Origin of the sequence: Siphonobacter curvatus (assembly GCF_002943425.1) — a bacterium.
GTDB lineage: Bacteria > Bacteroidota > Bacteroidia > Cytophagales > Spirosomataceae > Siphonobacter > Siphonobacter curvatus.
In genome coordinates, this window is sequence record NZ_PTRA01000003.1 from 26,960 (window position 1) to 49,816 (window position 22,857).

General features: G+C 49.2%; 16 protein-coding genes. 10 read left to right on the top strand and 6 right to left on the bottom strand.

From position 1 onward, the window contains the following. The first annotated feature begins 558 nt into the window (after positions 1-558). The 6 genes from C5O19_RS17165 (at position 559) to C5O19_RS17190 (ending at position 12,094) form a co-directional block, all read left to right on the top strand. Positions 559-3,708: a SusC/RagA family TonB-linked outer membrane protein gene (locus C5O19_RS17165; protein WP_243406430.1), complete on the top strand. Its 3,150-nt coding sequence runs from the start codon at positions 559-561 to the stop codon at positions 3,706-3,708. 12 nt (positions 3,709-3,720) lie between these two features. Next, complete coding sequence (locus C5O19_RS17170; RefSeq protein ID WP_104714638.1) at positions 3,721-5,199, top strand: RagB/SusD family nutrient uptake outer membrane protein; 1,479 nt, start codon at positions 3,721-3,723, stop codon at positions 5,197-5,199. A 197-nt stretch (positions 5,200-5,396) separates the two neighbouring features. Beyond that, positions 5,397-7,499, top strand: coding sequence for an ATP-dependent DNA helicase RecG (recG, locus tag C5O19_RS17175; RefSeq protein WP_104714639.1), 2,103 nt, complete (start codon positions 5,397-5,399; stop codon positions 7,497-7,499). Between the two features lie 275 nt (positions 7,500-7,774). Then, positions 7,775-11,197 carry an isoleucine--tRNA ligase gene (ileS, locus tag C5O19_RS17180; RefSeq protein ID WP_104714640.1) on the top strand — a complete coding sequence of 1,141 codons (3,423 nt, stop codon included), beginning with the start codon at positions 7,775-7,777 and terminating at the stop codon, positions 11,195-11,197. Positions 11,198-11,360: 163 nt separating this feature from the next. Next, the gene (locus C5O19_RS17185) at positions 11,361-11,858 is read left to right on the top strand and encodes a hypothetical protein (protein ID WP_104714641.1); all 498 of its coding nucleotides are present in this window, start codon (positions 11,361-11,363) and stop codon (positions 11,856-11,858) included. 35 nt (positions 11,859-11,893) lie between these two features. Then, positions 11,894-12,094 (top strand): helix-turn-helix transcriptional regulator, encoded by a 201-nt coding sequence (locus tag C5O19_RS17190; protein WP_104714642.1) that lies wholly within the window; start codon positions 11,894-11,896, stop codon positions 12,092-12,094. 310 nt (positions 12,095-12,404) lie between these two features. Here the strand turns inward: C5O19_RS17190 and C5O19_RS17195 are convergent, their stop codons facing one another. The 6 genes from C5O19_RS17195 to C5O19_RS17220 form a co-directional block, all read right to left on the bottom strand. After that, positions 12,405-13,424 (bottom strand): sugar transferase, encoded by a 1,020-nt coding sequence (locus C5O19_RS17195; protein WP_104714643.1) that lies wholly within the window; start codon positions 13,422-13,424, stop codon positions 12,405-12,407. Positions 13,425-13,543: 119 nt separating this feature from the next. Continuing rightward, a complete protein-coding gene (locus tag C5O19_RS17200) occupies positions 13,544-14,566 on the bottom strand; it encodes a T9SS type A sorting domain-containing protein (RefSeq protein WP_104714644.1) in 1,023 nt (340 codons plus the stop codon). An 11-nt stretch (positions 14,567-14,577) separates the two neighbouring features. Beyond that, positions 14,578-15,795 carry a hypothetical protein gene (locus tag C5O19_RS17205; RefSeq protein WP_104714645.1) on the bottom strand — a complete coding sequence of 406 codons (1,218 nt, stop codon included), beginning with the start codon at positions 15,793-15,795 and terminating at the stop codon, positions 14,578-14,580. Between the two features lie 423 nt (positions 15,796-16,218). After that, positions 16,219-16,548, bottom strand: coding sequence for a hypothetical protein (locus C5O19_RS17210; RefSeq protein ID WP_104714646.1), 330 nt, complete (start codon positions 16,546-16,548; stop codon positions 16,219-16,221). Positions 16,549-16,605: 57 nt separating this feature from the next. Then, positions 16,606-17,316, bottom strand: a complete 711-nt coding sequence (locus tag C5O19_RS17215) for a hypothetical protein (protein ID WP_104714647.1) — start codon at positions 17,314-17,316, stop codon at positions 16,606-16,608. A gap of 122 nt (positions 17,317-17,438) precedes the next feature. Continuing rightward, positions 17,439-18,167: a hypothetical protein gene (locus C5O19_RS17220; protein ID WP_104714648.1), complete on the bottom strand. Its 729-nt coding sequence runs from the start codon at positions 18,165-18,167 to the stop codon at positions 17,439-17,441. Between the two features lie 886 nt (positions 18,168-19,053). Here C5O19_RS17220 and C5O19_RS17225 point away from each other — a divergent pair. The 4 genes from C5O19_RS17225 (at position 19,054) to C5O19_RS17240 (ending at position 22,761) form a co-directional block, all read left to right on the top strand. Then, positions 19,054-20,148, top strand: coding sequence for a mechanosensitive ion channel family protein (locus C5O19_RS17225; protein ID WP_104714649.1), 1,095 nt, complete (start codon positions 19,054-19,056; stop codon positions 20,146-20,148). Between the two features lie 147 nt (positions 20,149-20,295). Next, entirely contained in the window at positions 20,296-20,523 is a 228-nt protein-coding gene (gene rpmB, locus C5O19_RS17230; RefSeq protein WP_094812054.1) for a 50S ribosomal protein L28, read from the top strand. A gap of 73 nt (positions 20,524-20,596) precedes the next feature. Further along, the gene (locus C5O19_RS17235; protein ID WP_104714650.1) at positions 20,597-21,541 is read left to right on the top strand and encodes a CPBP family glutamic-type intramembrane protease; all 945 of its coding nucleotides are present in this window, start codon (positions 20,597-20,599) and stop codon (positions 21,539-21,541) included. 80 nt (positions 21,542-21,621) lie between these two features. Next, entirely contained in the window at positions 21,622-22,761 is a 1,140-nt protein-coding gene (locus C5O19_RS17240; protein ID WP_104714651.1) for a nitrilase-related carbon-nitrogen hydrolase, read from the top strand. Positions 22,762-22,857: the final 96 nt, after the last annotated feature.

Consider the following 22,857-nt stretch of genomic DNA (forward strand, 5'->3'; position numbering starts at 1 on the left):
CTATCTCCGGAAAAACGTTGAATCCAGGGTTTGCATTTCACTAAACACATACTTCTATAAAGCTACGTATAGAAGATATGGGTAAATTTTAAAAACCGCTCAATAAAAATTGGCCATTAGCCTGTATGGTAAAATAATATTTCACACATCGTCTAATTGGTAAAAATATATTATACTAAATGTAAGTCTTGATTTAAGGGCTTAGCCTGGGTTTATTTACAAAGTACAATCTTCAAGTACATTTTTTGTTTGCCAAATATTATTTCATTACTAACCTGGTTTTAATATAAATTAATTTTTTGTTACTGAAAACGCTTTATTCTTAATGCTCATTTTATATTTTTGTAAAATTATCCGAGTAAGAAGTGCTGAGATTTATTCTTCTCTGAAAGATTTAGTATTGTTTCGCGGGTAACGAGCCAAGCGAGATATTAGAAAAATCTAATTTCCAGAAATCTAGATTAAGTCAATATTTTTTTTACACTTCTCCAGGGTTTTACCTAACTAAAACTATCAATGAAACAAAAGTTACTTCTTTGCTTAGCATTTCTGCTAAGCATGAGTTTGAGTTACGCTCAAACGTTAGTGAGGGGGACGGTTACGGCGGTAGAGGACAACTCTCCAGTGCCGGGCGTAAGCGTACTGGTAAAGGGAACCACTACCGGAACCGTTACGGACAGTCAGGGTAAGTATTCGCTTAACATTCCGGCTGGAAGTACCGTGCTTGTCTTTAAGTCCATTGGATTTGTGATGATGGAGATGCCGATTGGTAACAACTCGGTGGTTGATGTGCAGTTGAAGCAGGATGCGAAAGACCTGGAAGAGGTTGTTGTTCAGGTACCTTACGGACAGGCTAAAAAAGCACTGTTTACAGGTTCGGTAAACCAGCTGAGTACAAAGGATTTCCAAACCCGTCCGATTTCCAACATCAACAACGCGCTGGCCGGGGTAGCTGCGGGTATTCAGGCGAGTGCGGGTAGTGGTCAACCGGGCGATGGTCCTTCCATCCGTGTACGCGGCTTTGGATCGATCAATGCTTCTAATGATCCCTTGTATGTAGTCGATGGGGTACCTTACTCGGGTAATATCGCCAACATCAGCCCTTCAGATATTGAGAGCATTTCCTTGCTGAAAGATGCCGCATCTTCTTCCATTTATGGATCACGGGCGGCCAACGGCGTAATTATGATTACGACCCGCAAAGGAACCAACAAAAGCCAGTTCACGATCAACGCCAGTCAGGGTGTGATGTCTCGGGGTATTCCCGAGTACGATCGCGTGAATGCATTTGAGTACTACCCGCTGATGTGGGAAGCGTACCGGAACAGCCTTTCCTACGGAGCTCCTGCTGCTTCAGCAATCGGTCTGGATGCCGCTAACGCTCGGGCTACGGCAGGTATCAAAGGTTTGTTGGGCTACAATCCCTTCAATGTAGCCGATAACGAAATCGTTACGGCTGACGGAAAAATCAACCCGAATGCTCGGTTGAAATACCCGAATGATCTGAACTGGGCTGACCCCTTGACCCGTCAAGGAAGCCGTGCGGATTATAACCTGAACTACAGTGGTGGCAGCGATAAGAGTGATTTCTTCGTTTCCATGGGTTATGTCAATGAAAAAGGCTATCTGATCAACTCCGATTTTAAACGCTATACGGGTCGTTTGAACGCGAACTTCAAACCTACGAAGTGGCTTAAAACGGGCTTGAACTTAGCTGGAACGGTAACCGATGCCAAACAGGCGAATACGGTAGATAATAGCAGCGGGTATGCCAACCCCTTCAATTTTGCCCGGGGTATGGGACCGATTTATCCGGTGTATGCTCGTAATCCGCAATCGGGTGAACTGATTCTGGACGCGGCTGGTAATGCTCAGTACGATTTGGGTAACATGACGGCTCTGGGTCTGCCTTCCCGTCCGGCTGGAGCGAGTCCCGGTCGTCACATCGTTGCTGAAACGGAACTCAATAAAAACCTGCGTCGTCGGAATGTATTGAGTGCCCGTACGTACGGCGAAGTGACGTTCCTGAAAGACTTTAAGTTTACGACCAACGTCAGCGTAGATATTACGAGCGATTTAGGCATTGGTTATGACAACACGTTAGTAGGGGACGGAGCTCCCGCTGGTCGTGCCAACCGTACGAACCGTCAGACGACTACGTATAACATCAACCAATTATTGAACTATTCAAAAACGTTCCATACGCACCATACGATTGACGCCTTGGTGGGTCACGAAAACTACGACTGGACCTACAATTACATCTACGCGATGAGTCAGGGTCAGATCGTAACGGGTAACGATGAGCTGGGGAACTTCACGACGATCAACTCGTCAACTTCCTACACGGACAAGTATCGCACGGAAGGCTATTTCTCCCGCGTGAATTACGACTACGATGGTAAATACATCCTGTCTGCCTCGTTCCGTCGGGATGGTACTTCAAAGTTTGCCCGCGAGTCACGTTGGGGTAATTTCTGGTCCGTAGGAGCCGGCTGGCGTCTGGACAATGAGAATTTCATGAAGAGTATTTCCTGGGTGAACCTATTGAAGCTGAGAAGCTCCGTGGGTACTTCTGGAAACGATGGTATTCTGGATTCAGACGGAAACCGTATTTACTACGCGTATCCGGCGCTGTACGCCTTTGGTCAAAGCTATAACAACAATAGTGAATCTGGTTTCATCCAGAGTCAATTGGCAGCGAATAACTTGCAGTGGGAATCGAACCGCAGCATTGACTTAGGACTAGAGTACGGTTTACTCAACAATCGCCTGTCGGGTAGCATCGAAGTATTCCACCGCAAGTCAGATAACCTGCTCTTTAGCGTACCTATTTCGCTGGCAAGTGGTCTTTCGGAGCGACTGGCCAACATTGGTTCGATGTGGAACAAAGGAATCGAGCTTCACGTAAATGCCGACATCATTCGTAAAAACGATTTCCGTTGGAACATTGATGTGAACGCTACGATGTTGAAAAACCGCATTACGTCGTTGCCCGAAAACAACAAACCCATCATCAGCGGAAGCTTCCGCCGGGCGGTCGGTCAATCGATCTATGATTTCTGGCTGAGAGAATGGTACGGCGTGGATTCCGAAAATGGAGACGCCTTGTACCGGGCCGATCAGTGGGTAAACAGCACAACGACGAAAACGTACGTGATCGGACAGGATACGGTAACCAACAACTCCAACAACGCCCGTTTCCACTACGCAGGAAGCTCTATTCCGGACGTATACGGTGGTATCTCAAACACCTTTAGCTACAAGCGGTTTACGCTGATGGCTCTTTTGAATTACCAAATCGGTGGCCTGGCTCTGGACAATTCCTACGCTCAGTTGATGGCCGGTGGTAACTACGGAACCGCTCTGCACAAAGACCAACTCAAACGCTGGCAGAACCCAGGTGACGTAACGGATGTACCCCGGATGGATGAAGCCAGACGTAGCTTCTTTAATGCAGCTTCGGATCGCTGGCTGACGAGTGCTTCGTATTTGAGTATTCGTACGGTAAACTTATCGTACAACTTCGCTCCGGCTCTGCTGAACCGAATTAATGTAAAGAATGCGTCGGTATTCGTAAGTGGTGAAAACCTGTGGTTGTTCTCGGCTCGCAAGGGTATGAACGTAACGCAGTCATTTAACGGTATCGTGAATAATGCCTACATCCCCAACCGGGTTGTGTCGGTAGGATTGAACCTGACTCTTTAAGCATTAAAATCCATGAAAATTAATCAGATCAGTAAGTATCTGCTTATGGCCGGCCTAGCCTTCTCGCTGACGGCCTGTGATAAAGATTACCTGGAAACGCAACCGACCAATGCCGTATCCGAGCAGGATGTGTTCACCAGTTTGCCTAACGCCTGGGCGGCTCTCAACGGAATTCACCGTCAGCTATACAGCCAGCAGGGTGATATGGATCAGGCCGGTCAAATGGGCCTAATGATCCACTTCGATGCCCTAGGTGACGACGTGGTCATGACGAGCACCGGAAACGGCTGGTACAACGGTACGTACCGTTGGACCATGCACCGCAGTGACGTGGCCAGTACCGTACGCTTCACGTACCTGTTCTACTACAAGCTCATTGCCAACGCCAATATGATTATCGCCAATATCGATAAAATCACGGGCGATGAGAAGGAGAAGAACGATATCAAGGCTCAGGCGCTGACCTACCGGGCCTGGTGTCATTTCATGTTGGTTCAGTTATACGGACAGCGGTATCAGGCAGGGGCAGCCAACACGCAGTTGGGTGTTCCCGTTATGACCATCAACACGACGGAAGGACAGGCTCGGGCTACGGTAGCTGAAGTATATGCTCAGGTAACGAAAGACCTGGATGAAGCCGTCTCGTTGTTCGGTACCGTGACCGCTACGCACCCTAAATCACACTTCAACATTAGTTCGACGAAGGGTATTTATGCCCGCGTCGCTCTAACGATGGGTGATTGGACGAAAGCGGCTACGTTGGCCAAAGACGCTCGTGCGAAATACACGCTGATGTCACAGACTCAGTACCTGCAAGGGTTCAACAGCATCAGCAATCCGGAGTGGATCTGGGGCAGTAACCCCTTGTCGACGCAAACGACGTACTTCCACTCGTTCTTTGCTTTCATGTCGGCGAACTTTAATTCCACGAACGTTCGTACGAACCCGAAAGCTATCAATTCCAAGTTGTACGAAACGATTGCCAGTACAGACGTTCGGAAGCAATTGTGGGACCCAACGGGTAAAAATACCGCTTTCCCGATTCCTCCTTCAGGTAACCGGGCCGCTTATATGAACCGTAAGTTCCTTTCTGAAAGCTCCAGCAGTAGCTTAGGCGATGTAGCCTTTATGCGGGCCGCCGAAATGTACCTGATCGAAGCCGAAGCCTTGGCTCACGCCGGTAAAGATGCCGACGCTGCTAAAGTCCTTTACGATCTGGTCGTATCGCGTGATCCGTCCTACAAGCAAAGTACAGCTACCGGTACGGCTCTGCTGAACGAAATTCTGACGCAACGTCGGGTAGAGCTTTGGGGTGAAGGATTCCGTTTCTTTGATTTGAAACGCCTCAACCAAGCCCTGGATCGTACAGGAACCAACCATCAGCAAGCCTTGGCCCTGGTGATGACCATTCCCGCCGGTGATCCCCAATGGCAGTACCTCTTCCCACGGGCGGAGCTGAACGTAAACCCCAAGGTGGTGCAAAACCCCTAAGCGGTCTCTGCACTACTGGTTCGTAAAAAGGCACTATTCCGAAAGGGTAGTGCCTTTTTTGGTGCCTTCCCTTTCCCGAATTAATTTAACCCTTCCATCGGGTCATCAAAGGAGCTTACCGATGTTATTTTTGTGTAGCAGGCTGGAAATACCCGATAGACACAACCGGGGAGCGGAAGAGCGAATACGTTAGTACCATGGACCGACCAACAAATTTTTTTGATACAAAAATTGAATTCCTCAAAGGCGTAGGCCCGCAGAAAGGGGCCCTACTCAATACGGAATTGAATATTTTTACATTTGGCGATTTACTCCAACATTATCCCTTCCGGTACGAAGACCGTACGCGGTTCTTCCGAATTTCGGAATTACGGGAAGAAATGGCCGGAGCCCAAATCAAAGGACGGCTGCGTACCTGGGAGGTGATCGGTGAAGGGCATAAGGCTCGTTTGGTCGGCCAGTTCAGCGACGGTTCAGGAACCATGGAACTAACCTGGTTTCAGGGCATTTCATTCCTGGAAAAAAGCTTACACCGGGATGGACAGTACATTGTCTATGGCAAGCCCACGAGTTTTAACGGCAAGTTTCAGATCGTACACCCGGAAATGGACCTGCTGACGGCCGAAAACGAAAAAGGGGGCTACTGGCAACCGGTGTACAACCTGACGGAAAAACTCCGCAAGCGGTACGTCGATGCCAAAGCGATTGCTAAGTGGCAGCGGCAGGTACTCGAACTGGCCGGACCACACATCCGGGAGACCCTGCCCAGCTTCCTCATCGAAAAATACCGGCTGGCATCCAAGGCTCAGGCCTTGTGGGGCATTCACGCTCCGGAAAACGAACAGCACATTCATCAGGCCAAACGACGCCTGAAATTCGAGGAGCTCTTTTATAATCAGCTCCGACTCATCAAACAGAAAATCCTGCGGCGAACGGAATATCCCGGCCAGGTTTTTCAACGGACGCAGCTCATTCGTGACTTTTACGAAAAGCATCTGCCCTTCGATCTGACCGGAGCCCAGAAACGGGTCATTCGTGAGATTTTCGAAGACATGCGTTCGGGCAAGCAAATGAACCGGCTGCTGCAAGGTGACGTGGGTTCCGGCAAGACCATTGTAGCCTTCATCTGCATGTTACTGGCCATCGAAAACGAGGCGCAGGCCTGTTTAATGGCTCCTACCGAAATTCTGGCCGATCAGCATTTCAAAGGCTTGCTGCCTTTTGCGGAAGCCATGGGCCTGCGTATGTCCAAGCTGACGGGTTCGACCCCGAAAAAAGATCGGAAAGTACTGCACGAAGGCTTACTCGATGGCTCCATTCATATTGTGGTGGGCACCCACGCTCTGTTGGAAGACATTGTCCAATTCAAGAATCTCGGCTTGGTGGTCATTGATGAGCAACACCGCTTTGGTGTAGCCCAGCGGGCCAAACTTTGGCAGAAAAACGAAGTCATCTATCCGCACATTCTGGTGATGACAGCCACGCCCATTCCGCGTACGCTGGCCATGACCTTATACGGAGATCTGGACCTTTCGCAAATCGACGAATTGCCGCCGGGCCGCAAACCCATCGTCACTCGCTGGAAATCCGATCAGCACCGGCTGGAAGTCTTTGGCTTCGTGCGGAACGAGCTACAAAAAGGACGGCAGATCTATATCGTTTATCCCCTGATTGAAGAATCCGAAAAACTGGATTTCAAAGATTTAATGGATGGATACGAAAGTGTCGTTCGGGCGTTCCCGGACTACCAGATCAGTATTGTGCACGGTAAAATGCCCGCCAAGGACAAAGACTTCGAAATGCAGCGGTTCATCAGTCGGGAAACCATGCTTATGGTGGCCACGACGGTAATCGAAGTAGGCGTGAACGTACCCAACGCGTCGGTCATGATCATTGAAAGTGCCGAACGCTTCGGTTTGTCGCAGTTGCACCAGCTACGGGGCCGCGTCGGACGGGGGGCGGATCAGAGTTATTGTATCCTGATGACGGGGTTGAAACTCAGTGCCGAAACCCGTACCCGCATGAAAGTAATGACCGAAACCAACGATGGCTTCGTGATTGCCGATACCGACTTACGTCTCCGGGGGCCGGGCGACATGGCGGGCACGCAGCAAAGCGGGGTGGTAGATTTGTTACTGGCTGATCTGTCGAAAGACGGGGAAATCTTAAAGGCGGCCCGCGAGTCGGCTCAGGGCATCTTGGAAGAAGATCCTGAATTGGTACTGCCGAAAAACCAGGCCATCCGGAGCCAGCTCGATCAGATTCGGGAAAATGAAAGTAACTGGGCGAGGATTAGTTAGGGGTTGTTTGTTGCTGGCCAGTAGTGCATTTTCTGGGTTTACGTGTACCGTTAACGGGCAAGTGCTCAATAAAGGTATTGGGTACGGCTTTTCGGTCAACTTCGCTTTCTATCTTAACGTTTGTCATGCGGGCCATGGGGACTTATTACTATCTTTTCTCGCCCGAAAATCTTACTTTTGCAAATCTATCGTCTTCTCCGAAAGGCTGGAACGAAGTACACAAGTATCAGTGTTGATAGGTAGATCTAGTCTTTTGTTTCCATACCATAGCATCTATGAATTTCCCCGAATACAAAAATCTCGATTACGCCGCTGTCGCCGACGAAGTCCGGCAATTCTGGAAAGACAACCGGATTTTCGAGCAATCGATTGAACTGCGGGAAGGTAAGCCCAGCTTTACGTTTTTTGAAGGACCCCCGTCGGCCAACGGTACGCCGGGTATCCACCACGTGATGGCTCGGTCGATTAAAGATATTTTCTGTCGGTACCAAACCCTCAAAGGTCGCCAGGTCAAACGGAAAGGTGGCTGGGATACGCACGGTCTGCCCATTGAGTTACAGGTGGAAAAAGAGCTGGGCATCACCAAAGAAGACATCGGTAAGAAAATCAGTGTAGAGGAATACAACCGCAAGTGCCGGGAAACGGTCATGCGGTACACGGACCAGTGGAATGACCTGACCGAAAAAATGGGGTACTGGGTCGATCTGGAAAGTCCGTACGTGACCTACCATAACGAATACATTGAGAGCGTTTGGCATTTGCTCAAGCAATTGCATAACCAGGGGCTGCTCTATAAAGGATATACCATTCAGCCCTACTCGCCAGCGGCGGGTACGGGCCTGAGCTCGCATGAGCTCAACCAGCCGGGTACGTACAAGGAAATCAAGGACGTATCCATCGTCGCCCAGTTTAAAGTAAAACTGACCGGAAAATCGGGTTACCTCTTCGATACGGCCGATAGCGATGATGTCTATATCCTGGCCTGGACGACCACGCCCTGGACGCTGCCTTCCAACGCAGCCCTGACGGTGGGTAAAAACATTAACTACCAGTTAATCCAGACGTATAATCCCTATACGCATTTGCCGATCAACGTCATCCTTGCGAAAGATCGGGTGAGTGGCTATTTCCCCGAAAAAGGAAAAGACGGCGATTTGCTGGCCTATCAGCCGGGGGACAAACTCATTCCCTGGAAAGTCCTGATGGATTTGAAAGGCGAACACCTGGAAGGCATCGAGTATGAACAACTGATGCCTTACGTACAACCCGAAAGTCCGGCGTTCCGCGTCATCATGGGTGATTTCGTGACGACGGAAGACGGTACGGGTGTTGTACATACAGCTCCTACCTTTGGAGCGGACGATTTCCGGGTATCGCAGCAAAACGGTATCCCCGCCATCATGGTGAAGGATGAAACCGGGAAAGACGTACCTCTCGTGGATAAACGGGGTCGCTTCGTAGCGGAGGTGACGGATTTTGCGGGTGAGTTTGTAAAGGAACAATACCTGTCCGACGAACAGAAAGAAGCCGAACGTGAAAAGCAGGGCCGCGACAAATACCTGTCGGTCGATGAACGCATCGGCATCTTGTTGAAAACGGAAAACAAAGCCTTTAACGTTCAGAAGTTTGACCACACCTACCCGCACTGCTGGCGGACGGACAAACCTGTACTGTATTACCCGCTTGATAGCTGGTTTATCCGGACAACGGCGAAAAAAGACGAACTGGTAGCGCTGAATAGAACCATCAACTGGAAACCCGAAAGTACGGGTACGGGTCGTTTCGGCAACTGGCTGGAAAACCTGGTTGACTGGAACCTGAGCCGGAGCCGTTACTGGGGAACGCCGCTGCCCATCTGGCGGAGCGAAGACGGGGAAGAAGTTTGTATTGGCTCGATTGCCGAGTTGAAAGCCGCCCTGGAACACTCTCTGAAATCCGACAGTCTGAGTGCGGAACAACAGACCGCCAACGAAGGCTATCTGGCCAAAGTGGGTACGGGCGAGTTTGATCTGCACCGGCCGTATGTAGACGACATCTTCCTGGTATCGGCTTCTGGTAAGGTGATGTACCGTGAGTCCGATTTGATTGATGTATGGTTCGATTCAGGAGCGATGCCCTACGCGCAGTGGCATTACCCCTTCGAAAATCAGGATATCTTTGAAAAAAGCTATCCGGCCGATTTTATCTCCGAAGGCGTGGATCAAACCCGGGGCTGGTTCTTTACGTTGCACGCGATTTCAGGCATGCTGAATAACTCGGTAGCATTCAAAAACGTCGTCTCAACGGGTCTGGTACTCGATAAGGACGGCGAGAAAATGTCGAAGCGGAAAGGCAACGTCGTGAACCCGTTCGAAGCGCTGGCCAAGTATGGTACGGACCCGATTCGCTGGTACATGATTACCAACTCGAATCCCTGGGACAACCTGCGTTTTAACCTGGAAGGCGTTACCGAAGTACGGAACAAATTCTTCGGTACGTTGACGAATACGTATAACTTCTTTGCTCTGTACGCTAACCTCGACGGCTATACCCTGGACGAAAGCAATCGGGTACCGTACGAGCAATTGAGCGAAATGGACCGCTGGATTCTTTCAAAACTCCATTCGCTCATCAAAGATGTAGATGGTTTCTACGCCGACTATGAACCGACGAAAGCAGGTCGGGCCATTCAGGAGTTTGTATCCGATCATTTGTCGAACTGGTACGTGCGTCTGTCACGCCGACGTTTCTGGAAAGGTGAACTGACCGCTGACAAACGGGCGGCGTTTGAAACCTTGCAGGAATGTCTGCTGAAAGTGTCGCAGCTGATGTCACCGATTGCCCCGTTCTATGCCGACTGGCTGTACCGTAACCTGACGGAAGGCGTTCGCCAAGCGGCCGTAGCCAATGGTTCTGCCTTGCAGTACCCTTCCGTACATCTGACGGACTTGCAGGCGGCAAATCAGCATTACATTGATCTGGAACTGGAAGCGTCGATGGAACTGGCTCAGCGGGTTTCTTCGCTGGTACACTCCATCCGCAAAGTTAATAAAATCAAGGTACGGCAACCGCTTTCGCGGGTACTGGTACCGGTGCTCAACGAATTCACGAAACAACGGCTGGCTCGGGTTGAGGAACTCATCAAGGCCGAGGTGAACGTAAAGTCGGTCGAGTTACTCGATGATGCTTCCGGTGTACTGAACAAAAAGGTGAAGCCAAACTTCAAAGCATTGGGCCCCAAATTCGGTCCAAAAATGAAGGAAGTAGCTGCCGGTATTCAGGCCATGACCACGAGCGATATTGCCGAGCTGGAAAAAGCCGGTACGCTGACCGTAGGCGGTACCCATGAAATCACGTTAAGCGACGTGGAAATCCTGACGGAAGATCTGCCGGGCTTCCTGACCGCTCAGGAAAACGGACTGACGGTAGCGCTGGATGTAAGCATTTCGGAAGAACTGCGGTACGAAGGAATCGCCCGTGAGTTTGTCAACCGGATTCAGAACCTGCGGAAAGATAGTGGTTTCGAAGTAGCCGATAAGATTGCCATTTCGGTGACTACGACTGAAGCATTGGTAAAAACGGCTTTGGAAACGAACCGCGAATACATTTGCACCGAAGTACAGGCCCTGAGTCTGAACCTGCTCGATACGCTGGCCGACAGTGTAGCCGTCGAACTGGACGAAGCAGAACTGGGTGTGAAGGTGGAAGTCGTAGCGTAAGGACGAATCATTTGTATATACTCGAACGCTGGTGAGGCTCAAGCCCTGCCAGCGTTTTTTTTATGGTCTATAAAAATAATTGACATACTATTTTGTCATAAAGTAATGTATACTTTACATTTAGTAAAAATTAGTTTCCACTCTACTAACGGATCTATTACCTATGAAAACGAGATTTCTTTTTCCGCACTGGGCCAAGGCTTTAGGCTGGGGCCTGACTTTTTGCTTTTTGATTCTGGGGATTATTTACATGTTTCGGGAGACCTATTTCCCGAATCTGGAAAAGTCGGTTGACTGGCTTACGATTCATATTCCTCAGAAATTGACCTGGGATGCGGAGCTTTTGGGCAATACGCAAAATAACCTGCTGGATGAAATCATCACGGTAGGGCTGACCCTTGGCCTTGTGCTGGTGGCTTTCTCCAAAGAACGGAAAGAAGATGAATGGGTAGCACAGGTACGGCTCGAATCCCTGCAGTGGGGCGTCATGATTAATGCGTTGCTAATCATTCTGGCCACTCTACTGGTATACAATGGAGCCTATCTAAGCATTTTGATTTACAACGTTTTTACGGCTTTAGCCTTCTTTGTCATCCGGTTTAACTGGATTTTATACATTAAACCCCTGCTATTCAGACGCAACATGATGCCCCTCGTATAGGCGTTGCGTCCATTACCGGGAGAATCAAGAAGCTTATGAAAAACACCATTCGTGTCGAGCGGGCAATCAAAGATATTACGCAGGCTACGCTGGCCGAAGCCGTACAGGTGTCCCGCCAGACGATCAATGCCATTGAGGCGAACAAGTACGTACCCTCTACGGTACTGGCCCTTAAAATTGCCCGTTACTTCGAAAAGCCCTTGGAGAGTATTTTTGAACTAGAAGCAGAAGACTAGGTCACGTATACAAGTAAAAGGGGTACTTCCCTGAAATGACAGAGAAGTACCCGCTTACTAGATCTTATAAGTAACTATTTCTTTCGTCTGGTATCGCCTGGAAGAGGGAGTACGTACGGTTTGGCGAAGTTGCTTCATCCGTAGCGAATGTCGGTAAAGTCTGGATAAGGTAGGTTTGGGTATCAAAACGGGACTAGTAACTTTTTTTCGTTTTCTTCGCTTTTGATCAACCCACTGTACAACGAAGGCGATGCAAAGAATCAGAATAATTCGGAGGGTTTCTTCGGACATATAGGGTGGGTCTTAGGAGTTAGCATCCCTGTTTCGTAATAACGGTAATCACCGTACGCCAGAGGATATAGGCTTCCAACCGAATGCTCCAGTGCTTGATGTAATAAAGATCATACATGAGTTTATGACGAGCATCTTTTACGCCTGCTCCGTACGGATAACAGATCTGGGCGTAGCCTGTAATGCCCGGTTTCACCTGATGACGGGTTTGGTAATGCGGAATCTGGTTCTCAAAAGAAGTGGTAAATACCTTACGTTCCGGACGAGGACCTACCAATGACATTTCACCCTTGAGTACATTGAGAAACTGGGGTAATTCATCCAGTCGAATTTTTCGCATGAACGCTCCAAAAGGGAAGGTACGACGATCCTTTTTACTGGAGAAGGCCGCTCCAGCTACCTCGGCATCCAGTCGCATGGAGCGAAACTTGACGCAGTAAAACTCCTGATCCTGTCGTCCAACGCGGGCTTGCCGGTAGAAAACAGGTCCCGGTGACTGTTGCTTAATTCGAAGGGCACACCAGACCCAGAATGGAGAGGTAAAAAACAAAAAGAAGATCGATGCCAGCACGTCCATGCCTTTCTTCAAAACGCGAATCCCAGGTCTAAAAACGGGTAAATCGTTCGTAAAGGTGCGTTCGTGGGCGTTTTGAGCAATGTACACTTTCCCTAGCATCTGTTCGCAGAAATCAGTGATGGTACTGACTCGAATCATCTTACTCTGTTTGACCATAAACTGGTAAACCTGATGGTGCTGCTGATCGTACTCTGGATTAGCCACCAGATGAATCAAGGCGTATTTACTGAGAATGGGGTATAGAATCACATTCAACAAATACTCGTCGTCAGTATGCCGAGGCACCAGAATAACTTCTTCGTATTGGGGTAAAAGGCGTTTATAATCCCGTTTGGTTAAAAAGTAATCATAACCCGTAATCAATAATAAGCCTTTTCCTGTACGGTTTCCCTTCCGCAGGCGATGAATAACCCGACGGGAGGGAGCCGAAATAACCGAGGTGGGAAGCGTAAAATGACTCATAAGTATGGGGTTGGATAGGAAATGAGTAGTTACCATCAAAGATGGCTTCTATCGCAGTCTGAATCTACCGCTGGCAGAAGTTTAGCTCTGCCAGCGGTAGGTATATCATACACTAGTACTTATTGCTTAATGACTTTATAGGTTTCGGTGGAACCGTTCTTGAACTGGAAGCGGACCAGGTAGAGACCCTTGGTCAGACTGCTGACCTTGACCTGAGTGGCGGGAGCCGCACTCTCGTAAACCGCCCTGCCCGTCGTCGAGAGAATCTGCACACTGGCTACCTTGCTGATATCCTTGACCTCCAGGGTCAGATAATCCACCGCCGGATTGGGATATACGCTGGCTTGCAGGCCCCGCTCAAACGACAGACTCTGCGATCGCGACAGCTCGGTGTGACCATCCAAGTCCACCATCCGCAAGCGGTAGTAATTTAGCCCGTTGGCCGGGTCGGTGTCCTGGTAGCTGTAGCGCTGCTGGGTCAGGCTGTTACCCACCGCTGCTACCGAACCCAGCTGCCGCCAACTGCGTCCATCCAGACTGTGCTCGACTTCGAAGCTTTTCGTGTTTTTCTCCTGCAAGGTCACCCAGCCCAGCTGAGCACTCAGCCCTTCTTTGCTGGCCACGAAGCTGCCCAGCGTGACCGGAGTGGGTCCGATCACGTTCACCGCACTATTGGCTCCCTGGTTGGTGCCATTGGGGTCACTTACGCCCGGACCAAAGACGGTCGAACCTACCGTGATGGAACCCTTACCTACGGCCACGGCCTGGATGGGAATGTGAATGATACATTCGGCCAGAAAGGTGAGCGGACCGCCGTTGTTGCGAATCTGAATCTGGGCCGTGGTACCCGTCACATTCGTGGTTTGCAGCGTCCAGATGCCCCCGCATTCGTCGGTAATGGTCAGCGGCGTCACCCAGTTGGTGTAGCGGGTGTCCATCGAAATCGTTACCCGGGCCGAGCCCGTGGGCAAGTCCTGGGGACCGTTTTGATTGACGGCCAGAATCAACTCCGAGGTTTCGCCCACCGAGAGGGGGGACTTGGCCGGGTCAATGGAAACGACTTCTAAATCGCCCGATTGAGCGTAGCCTTGCAGGAATGTACCCAGCAACAAAAACCAGGTAAAGAGAGTGAGCTTTTTCATAGCAAATTAAATTAAAGCTTGGTAATAGGGTTGGCGATGGTGTTGTTGTTGACGGGGGTTTCGCCACCACCGGTGTTGTTAATGATGGTAGCGGTGTTGTTGGTCGAACCGGGTTCACCGCCCGTGCGGGTGACGGTAAAACCGATGTTTTTGTAGCCCAGGGAAGGGATGCTCACGCCGGCTTTGGAAGCGAAGCTGAAGCGGCCCGTGGTGGTGGTGATGTCGAATTCGTTGTTATTGAGGATAAACTCATCCCCATCGATGGTCAGGCTGGAGGCCGTGCTCAGGGTGATGGTTAAGCCGGTGGCCGAGCCAAAGCGGGAAACGAAGAATTCAATGAGTCCGCTGGTGGCCACGGGACCGACATTGCTGACGGTGAGCACGTAGTCCATGGAATCCCCAACGTTGAGCGAGGAGTTGGAGAAGAACTGGGCCGGGGTCAAGTCGGGCACGGCATTGACGACCGATGCCAGGGTGTAGGCCGTGTAGGTATTAGGGGCCAGGGCCGTATTGGTGGTGATGGAACCCGCCGTTAGGGAGCTGGTGCCGCCCAGAATGGAGGTGGCATCGACGGTGGCGGGGATTTTGACCCACTGGGCCCCGTTCCAGCCGACGATGCCGAGCTTGGTGAGGCTGCTGCCGGTCAGGGTGGTGACGTCACTGATGGCGTCCCAGGTGAGGGTGATTTTAGTGGCATTGGTGCCGTCGATGTCCCAGTATTCCTTGGTGCTGACGGTGGTGACGTCGGTGGCTTTGCTGGAAGTAGCAAAGGGCCCTCCCGTGGGCAGGACGGGATAGTTACCGCCGCCGACCATGGAGGTGATGGCCGAAGAAGGGTCGACGTGGAAGTAGGCTCCGGTGGTGCCATCGGCGGCGGCGGCAAAGGGTCCGTACTGGCCGTTGTCGCCCACGGGGAAGACAAACGAAGTCGTACCAAACTTTTGAACGTAACCATCGACGTGGGCTGCATCGGAAGCTCCACTGGACGTAGCCGCCGTACCAAAGTTCAGCACGCCGTAGGGAGCCGTGCGGATGGTGTTGACAATACCGGGCTGAACGCCGGAACCCCCATTGGCAAAGTTGTGAGCACCAAAGACGGTCATTTGAGCACCACCGAAGATGGTAGTATTACCCTGAGAACCTTGCTGAGCAAAGGTACTTAGGTTGGAAGCCATCAGGCAGAACACAGCCAGACAACCCGTTAAGGCTGGTAAATATTGTTTTTTCATGATGTGCTATGAGAATATTTTAAATAAAATTCGTCGACTCTACCCTCATTAAAAGATCAGTTATTTGTTGCTTACGTTCAAGCTCTTGTATTAGAAGGGCCCAACGGCGTACAGATCAGTTAAGTAGATATTGCCTTGGAAATAACCCGTGAAGAACCACGCATACAGCGTTTGTCCTTTCGTAACCGTTATTTTAACAGAAGGGATGGAGTTAGCATTAGCTTGGGCAGGGACATACCGCCATTGAGACGATAATCCCACTTGGGTATACGTTGTGGCACTGCTCGAAAAGCCTAGATTTATAAAACAATGCCGGGCATCCGTATAGCTAGTGGTAGAGCCAAAGGGTATCCAATAGGTTCCATAAATAATGTAAGTACCTGCTTCGGGGAAAGTTATATTTCCACCGGAATAGACCCTAACCTAATTGACCGTTTCCGTAATGGTTTGCGTAGTCCCCAGGGTATTAGCATTAACTAAAGAACCTACAAGAGGCAATTGCCAGCTCGCTCCGCCATTGGCATCGGAACCGAGCACTTTCCCCGCTCCCTGCGTACCATCGGCAATCGTCATCTGGCCCGTAGTCTTATCGACCTTAACCTTACGGCCCGAGGTAGAGGCTTCTACTTCCAGATTGGAGTTGGTTTCAATCGTAGTTGGGTTCGTGCCGACTTTCACCTGAGCCATCAGGCTGGAAGAGGTCAGCAGAGCCACTACAAGGCAGGCTGTGCCGAGTAATTGTTTGGGTGCCATTGGAAATGGTGGATTTGGTTGAATGAATAGTAAAAGCGAGGTACTAAGCTTCGCTGATTACAAACCAGCGGGGGAGGCGGCGGCGGCTCCGGTATTCGTACCACCTAAATCTGCCGTCTGTTCGGGTAATTGCTGAAGGATAGCTTTACTAATTACCAGACAGTTGATTACCCAGGTCCCGTTTAAGTTATCAGCGGTGGTACCACCATTATAATCCGCCGAAAGGTGCCAGGTACTGCCCCCCACAAAGGCCCGATAATTCAATGGGTTATAACCAGGTAAATTGCCCGAAGGTATCAGATTGGTCTTGCCGAAGATTATTCCGGTTATAATGACTACGTACTGCGAACTATTGATTTTGGTATCAAAATCACCAAGCCAATCTTTTTGTACGTTACTGATGGTATACGTGACGTTTGAAATAGGAAACGAGTTATTCGGAGCGTTTTGTAACACCTTTAATTCGCCCGTCGAATTATCCCGCACCACTTGCGAAGTGGCTGAAATAGAGTTCAAAGCAGTCGCTTGTCCCAAAATCTGATTGCCCGCTACGTGCAGTTTTGCCCCCGGTGTCGCCGTACCAATACCGACATTACCGTTGTCTTTTTGAACGACGGTTTTATTGCCATTCGTCGCTTCAACTTCCAGATTAGAATTAGAGCCAATCGTGGTCGGGTTAGAGCCCACTTTTACCTGAGCGAATAGCGTAGCAGAGGACATAAAGGCTACGAAAAAGCAGCCCGTGCTGAGTAGTTGTTTGGGTGTCATTGGAATGGGTGATAATTGGTTTTTGAAAGAGATTGTAGCACGGAAGGCTGACCTCTGAATAGAGGCTTATAAAAATTGTACGCTTAAATGATAGTATGGATACTGACAATTAGTAAATAGGCTTAGAAGAGCTTGGTAACGGACATAAAGGCACTCGTTACGTTGATGTTTTGGGCATCACTAACATTACCTGATGCTGTCAAATTATTAATAAAAACGTTGTAGGTGGATCCAGCAGTTAGATATCCCTCCCAGAAAACAGTTAAATAAGGCCGATTACCCGTAGAAACTTTGTCATAGAGCATTAAAACTCCAGGTCCCCCATTAAAGCCAATGTAAAAGTGTACCAAAGCATATCGAGCAGGATCAGAAACAGTACCGGCGACGTTTCCACCCGCATGGATTCGATAATACCCACTTTCCTGAATAGTGTATTGCTTAGTAGTTGTATTATAACCAGCTATTGAGCCAGTGCGGGGAACAAGGGGTATCCGGTCTTTTACTACATTGTGAACACCTTCCCAAGGAGTTACGGTATAAGTGCCAGACTGTTGGCCAATCCATATGGTTTCAGGAATTCGCAGGTTGTCAATAGATTTCCAGCTCGCTCCTCCATTGGCATCGGAAGTGAGCAATTTACCGGCCCCCTGCGTACCATCGGCAATGGTCATCTGGCCAGTGGTCTTATCTACTTTAACCTTACGGCCCGAAGTAGAAGCTTCTACTTCCAGATTGGAAGTGGATTCAATTGTAGTGGGATTAGTTCCCACTTTTACCTGAGCGAACAGGCTGGAAGAGGTAAAAAGGGCTGCTACAAAGCAGGCCGTGCCCAGGAGTTGTTTTGCTTTCATTGATACGTGTAGATTTGAGTTAAACGGTTGCTTACGGTAATTTATATACGTTGATTGGATAGCGTTGGTACAGGTCGGTAGAGGCATTGGAAACCGAGGGTAGTAAAAAGCCACAACCCGTTGGTAAGAGAATGAAAAGGGCACACGTGTGCCTGATCAGCAACGGCGAGTCGCAAGCCGTAGCTCGCTTACGCGTTTCAGCCGCAAAAAGCTACGGCCGCTGAACAGGCTGATAGATCCAAAGAAGAGCAGAATCAGAGAAGTAAGTAGATAATTGATGCATAACGTAGGTGATTAATTGAGTATTAATGTTGGATTATGGTGCCAAGCTACTAGATGAATTTTAAATAAAAAAACAAATAATACTTAAAAATATTTTAGTAGTAATTGTACTACAAAGTACAGGTACTTGATTTCAGGTAAGTGCTTGTTTATAAAATTTAGTTTCGGATAGGATAAGTAAAAATAAGAGTGGGATAAAAAAATACTACTACTATACGTTTAGTATGCTTTTTGGATAAATATTGTGGATTTAATGCCCGTTTATTGGTTAGTATCCATGTATTGATAAATGTTTATTAGCAAGGTACGGGACTGGATAGAGCAGGGATAAACCCTGTTTTTATGCTCAAAAATTTTTTTCCAAGCCTGAAAAAAAATAACGGTTACCGTGGCGTTAAACCAGTAAAGCCCTAAAAAGACGAGGGATCTGATCTCCGTGGGTAAGAAGCTCCGTTGGCGTATGGGTATTTACATTCGCTTTACCTAACGCAAGGGTTGGGAGAGGGCTAGCCTAGTCTCCCCCAAAAATTGAATCAATAACAACAAGCGGGCGCTCGTTTGGGTTAAAGAGATAAAGGCCTTTTTCCCAACAAACAGAGAACACATGAATTTCAATCTGGATTTTTTACAGCGGGTCTACTGGCGAAATACCGTACAGGATTATCTCATTACGCTGGGTATTATTCTGTTGGGAATCGTGCTGGTACGTTTGTTCAAGAAAGGAGTCTTAGGAAAGCTACGCCAGTGGACCAGCCGAACCAAGAGCAATCTGGACGATTATCTGGTGGATAGTATGGACCGCTTTGGGATTCCAGCCCTGAATTTTGCCGTCATTTACTTTGCCCTGGATTTTATTCGTCTGTCTCGAAAGGTCGATAAGATCGTAACGATGATTACCACCATCATCATTACAATCCTGATCATACGTATTCTGTCCTCGACGATCTTGCTGGTTTTACAGGCCAATCTCCGCAAACAGCAACAGGGGGAGGAGAAGGTCAAGCAGATGGGTGGTTTGATGCTCATCATCAACAGTGTCATCTGGATTCTGGGCATTCTCTTTCTGATTGATAACCTCGGCTACAACGTCTCCACCATTATTGCCGGTCTGGGTATTGGGGGTATTGCCATTGCTCTGGCGGCCCAGAACATCCTGGGTGACGTATTCAATTACTTCGTCATTTTCTTTGATCGGCCCTTTGAGGTCGGAGATTTCATCATCATTGATACCAAGATGGGAGTCGTGGATTACATCGGCCTGAAAACGACCCGGATTAAAAGTCTTTCGGGGGAAATGCTGGTGTTTGCCAATAGTGACTTGACGGGCTCGCGAATTCATAACTACAAGAATATGCAGCAGCGGCGGGTACTGTTTAAAATTCAGGTGAATTACAGTACGCCTCCCGAGAAACTCACCGCGATTTCAGCCATGCTCAAGCAGGTCGTAGAAGAACAAAGTCCCGTGCGGTTTGACCGGGCTCATTTCTTCAATTACGGAGCGTACGGCCTTGAATTTGAGATCGTTTACTTCGTCTTGGATGCTGACTATACCGTATACATGAACGTACATCAGCGAGTCAATATCCGGATTTACGAAGAGCTGAAAAAAATGGACGTAGCCTTTGCCCTGCCAACGCAACATTTGTACTTGGCCAACCTGGACACGGAGCAGGAATCGTCGGTGAGGGGATTAAAATAAATGCAAAACTTTCGGGCTGTATTTGGCTGATTCCCACGAAAAAGCTATCTTTGCGACTCGTTTTACAGAACTGCTCTTACCGGGCTGATTCTCAAGAAATTAAAGCCGATTTATTCGGTCTACTGATAACTAATAAAAAATACTATTATGGCACGGGTTTGTCAAATCACGGGCAAGAAGACGCAGACGGGTTTTAACGTCTCGCATGCCAACAACAAAACGAAGCGGAAATTCTATCCGAACCTGCAAACGAAAAAATTCTTCATTCCTTCTACGGGTGAGTGGGTTCAGATCAAACTTTCGACGCAAGCGATCCGTACGATCAACAAGAAAGGCATTGAAGCCGTTCTGAAAGAAGTTGGAGCTAAATTCTAATTGTTAATCATTAGAAGTAGCCGTAAAGGCCTTGGCATTTCGTTGTCAAGGCCTTTTTTACGTCACCCGGTTTATGCGGAAGTTACGCACCTATCTCGTTGATTTCATTCAGGCGGATTTTAAGCCGGGACTCTACGGCTGTACGGCTTTGTTTCTGGCGATCTGTATCGCTTTCAATTACGCCGTTGATCTGGAGGACACTTACATCGATGCCTACCGGGGAAGCTGGATTCGCTTCGTACTCTTTCTGGGACTCGACGCGTTCGTCTACTATACCGTAACGCTACTCTGGCTTTTTTTTCACCAGCGACTGGCCTTGCTACGAACGCCTACTTTCTGGCTTTTTAGCGGATTTGGGATGATTATCCTGGCCTGGTGGCAGGATTTTACGGGTTACCAACCTCTGGCTACGCTGCCCGCATTCGAGTCCGTTTATCGATTTGCTTTTTACTGTTTATCCAACCTAAGTTCGGGTTTGACCATTTGGGTACCGCTCGCCCTATTTTATCGTTGGACGGATGCACAACCTTCGTATTTTTATGGTTTCCGGCCGGACCAGGGAAGCCTGCGTATGTATGGAACCCTGTTGCTGTTGATGGTACCATTGATTGGCTGGGCATCCTTTCAACCGAGTTTTCTGGAAACCTACCCGATTTATAAAGGCTGGGGAGCGGCAGCGGCTCTGGGTGTATCCGAATGGGTAACGGCCCTGGGCTTTGAAGCCTGTTACGGCTTTGATTTCGTGTCGACGGAATTACTGCTGCGGGGCTTTCTGGTGATTGGAATGGCTCAGGTGCTGGGACGAGGGGCGGTACTACCAATGGTGGCGGTATACGCCTGTATTCACTTTGGTAAACCGCTGGGTGAAACCCTCGGCTCCGTACTGGGAGGCTATATTTTGGGCATTTTGGCCTACGAAAGCCGGACGATCTGGGGTGGCATTGCCATTCACCTGGGCGTAGCCTGGCTGATGGAATTAGGAGCCTTTTTACAAACCTATAGTCAGCAACGGCAATAATTAAGCAGAGGCCTGGTTAAACTTCCAGGTGTTTCTTTGTCTGAGCAACACATAATAAGCGATACGTCAACTGCTCCTGTATGTTTAAACAACGTTTACTGATCATCCTGGGTACGCTGATGCTAGGTTGGGCTCTGTACGTGATTTGGTCTAATAAAAATCGAAATATTGCTCTGCCGCCGGCCGATGTCCAGTACCGATCTTTTGCCGAAATGGGTCGCGATTCGGGGCGGGGCAACCTGATTGGCATTCAGCCGTATATGTTACCCGTCGATTACTCCAGTGAAGAGGCTTTCTTTCAGAAAATGAATGGCTATTTTGCCGAAGCCCGGCGGAAAGGCTGGCTCAACCGGAAAAGCATTGTGGTGTTGCCGGAAAATATTGGGCTGTGGCTGGTGATCGTGGGCGAAAAACGCGAAGTATACGCCGCCCCCAAACTACAAGACGCCATTCGGACGCTCACGTATAGTAATTTCTTTACGTATTTGTCTACCCGGATGCAGGCTCCACAGGAGCTGCGGGACCCCACCAGCTATAGTTTGCTAGCGATGAAAGCCGCTGACATGGCTAATATCTACCAGCAAACCTTTTCGCACCTGGCCAGTACCTACGACGTTACCATTGTAGCCGGAACTACGGTACTGCCCGAGCCCGCCATCAAAGAGCAAAAGCTAGCCTACGAAAGTGGAGCCCTGTACAGCGTATCGGGCGTTTTTCTGCCCGATGGTTCACTGGCGGGACTGGTAAAGAAAGCGTATCTCTCCAAGCAGGAGCAAACGTATATAACTCCCGGAACGATCAACGATGTACCCGTGGTGTATACGCCAGCTGGCAAATTGGGCGTACTCATCCACCAGGATTCGTGGTTTCCGCAGGCGTATGCTAATCTGCGGGAAAAGGGAGCCTGTATGCTGGCCGTTCCGGCGAATATTACGTTGAACAACTATTTGCGGCTTCCCTGGGAAGGATATCAAAATTACCCCACACCCGCTGAAGCCCGAGCGGACGTGAACAAACTCACCGAGTCAGAAGCCTGGGACAAATACAGCTTCCCGACGCGGGCCCCCCAGGAGGCGTCCATTACGAAAGCGATTGGGGTTTTTCTGAAAGGAGAACTCTGGGAGCTGGGGGCCGAAGGCCAACCCCTGCTATTACAGGGAGCTAGCTATAAAAAGGGTCAAACCACGCCGGGAGCCAGTCTTTCGTGTATTTGGTTGTAAGGTCTCGTAGAAAAACGAACCCCTACATTCCGAAAACTCCCCTTCGCGGCCTACTTTTGTTCTGGGAAACCAACCGGAGGTACATTCAACTGGGTT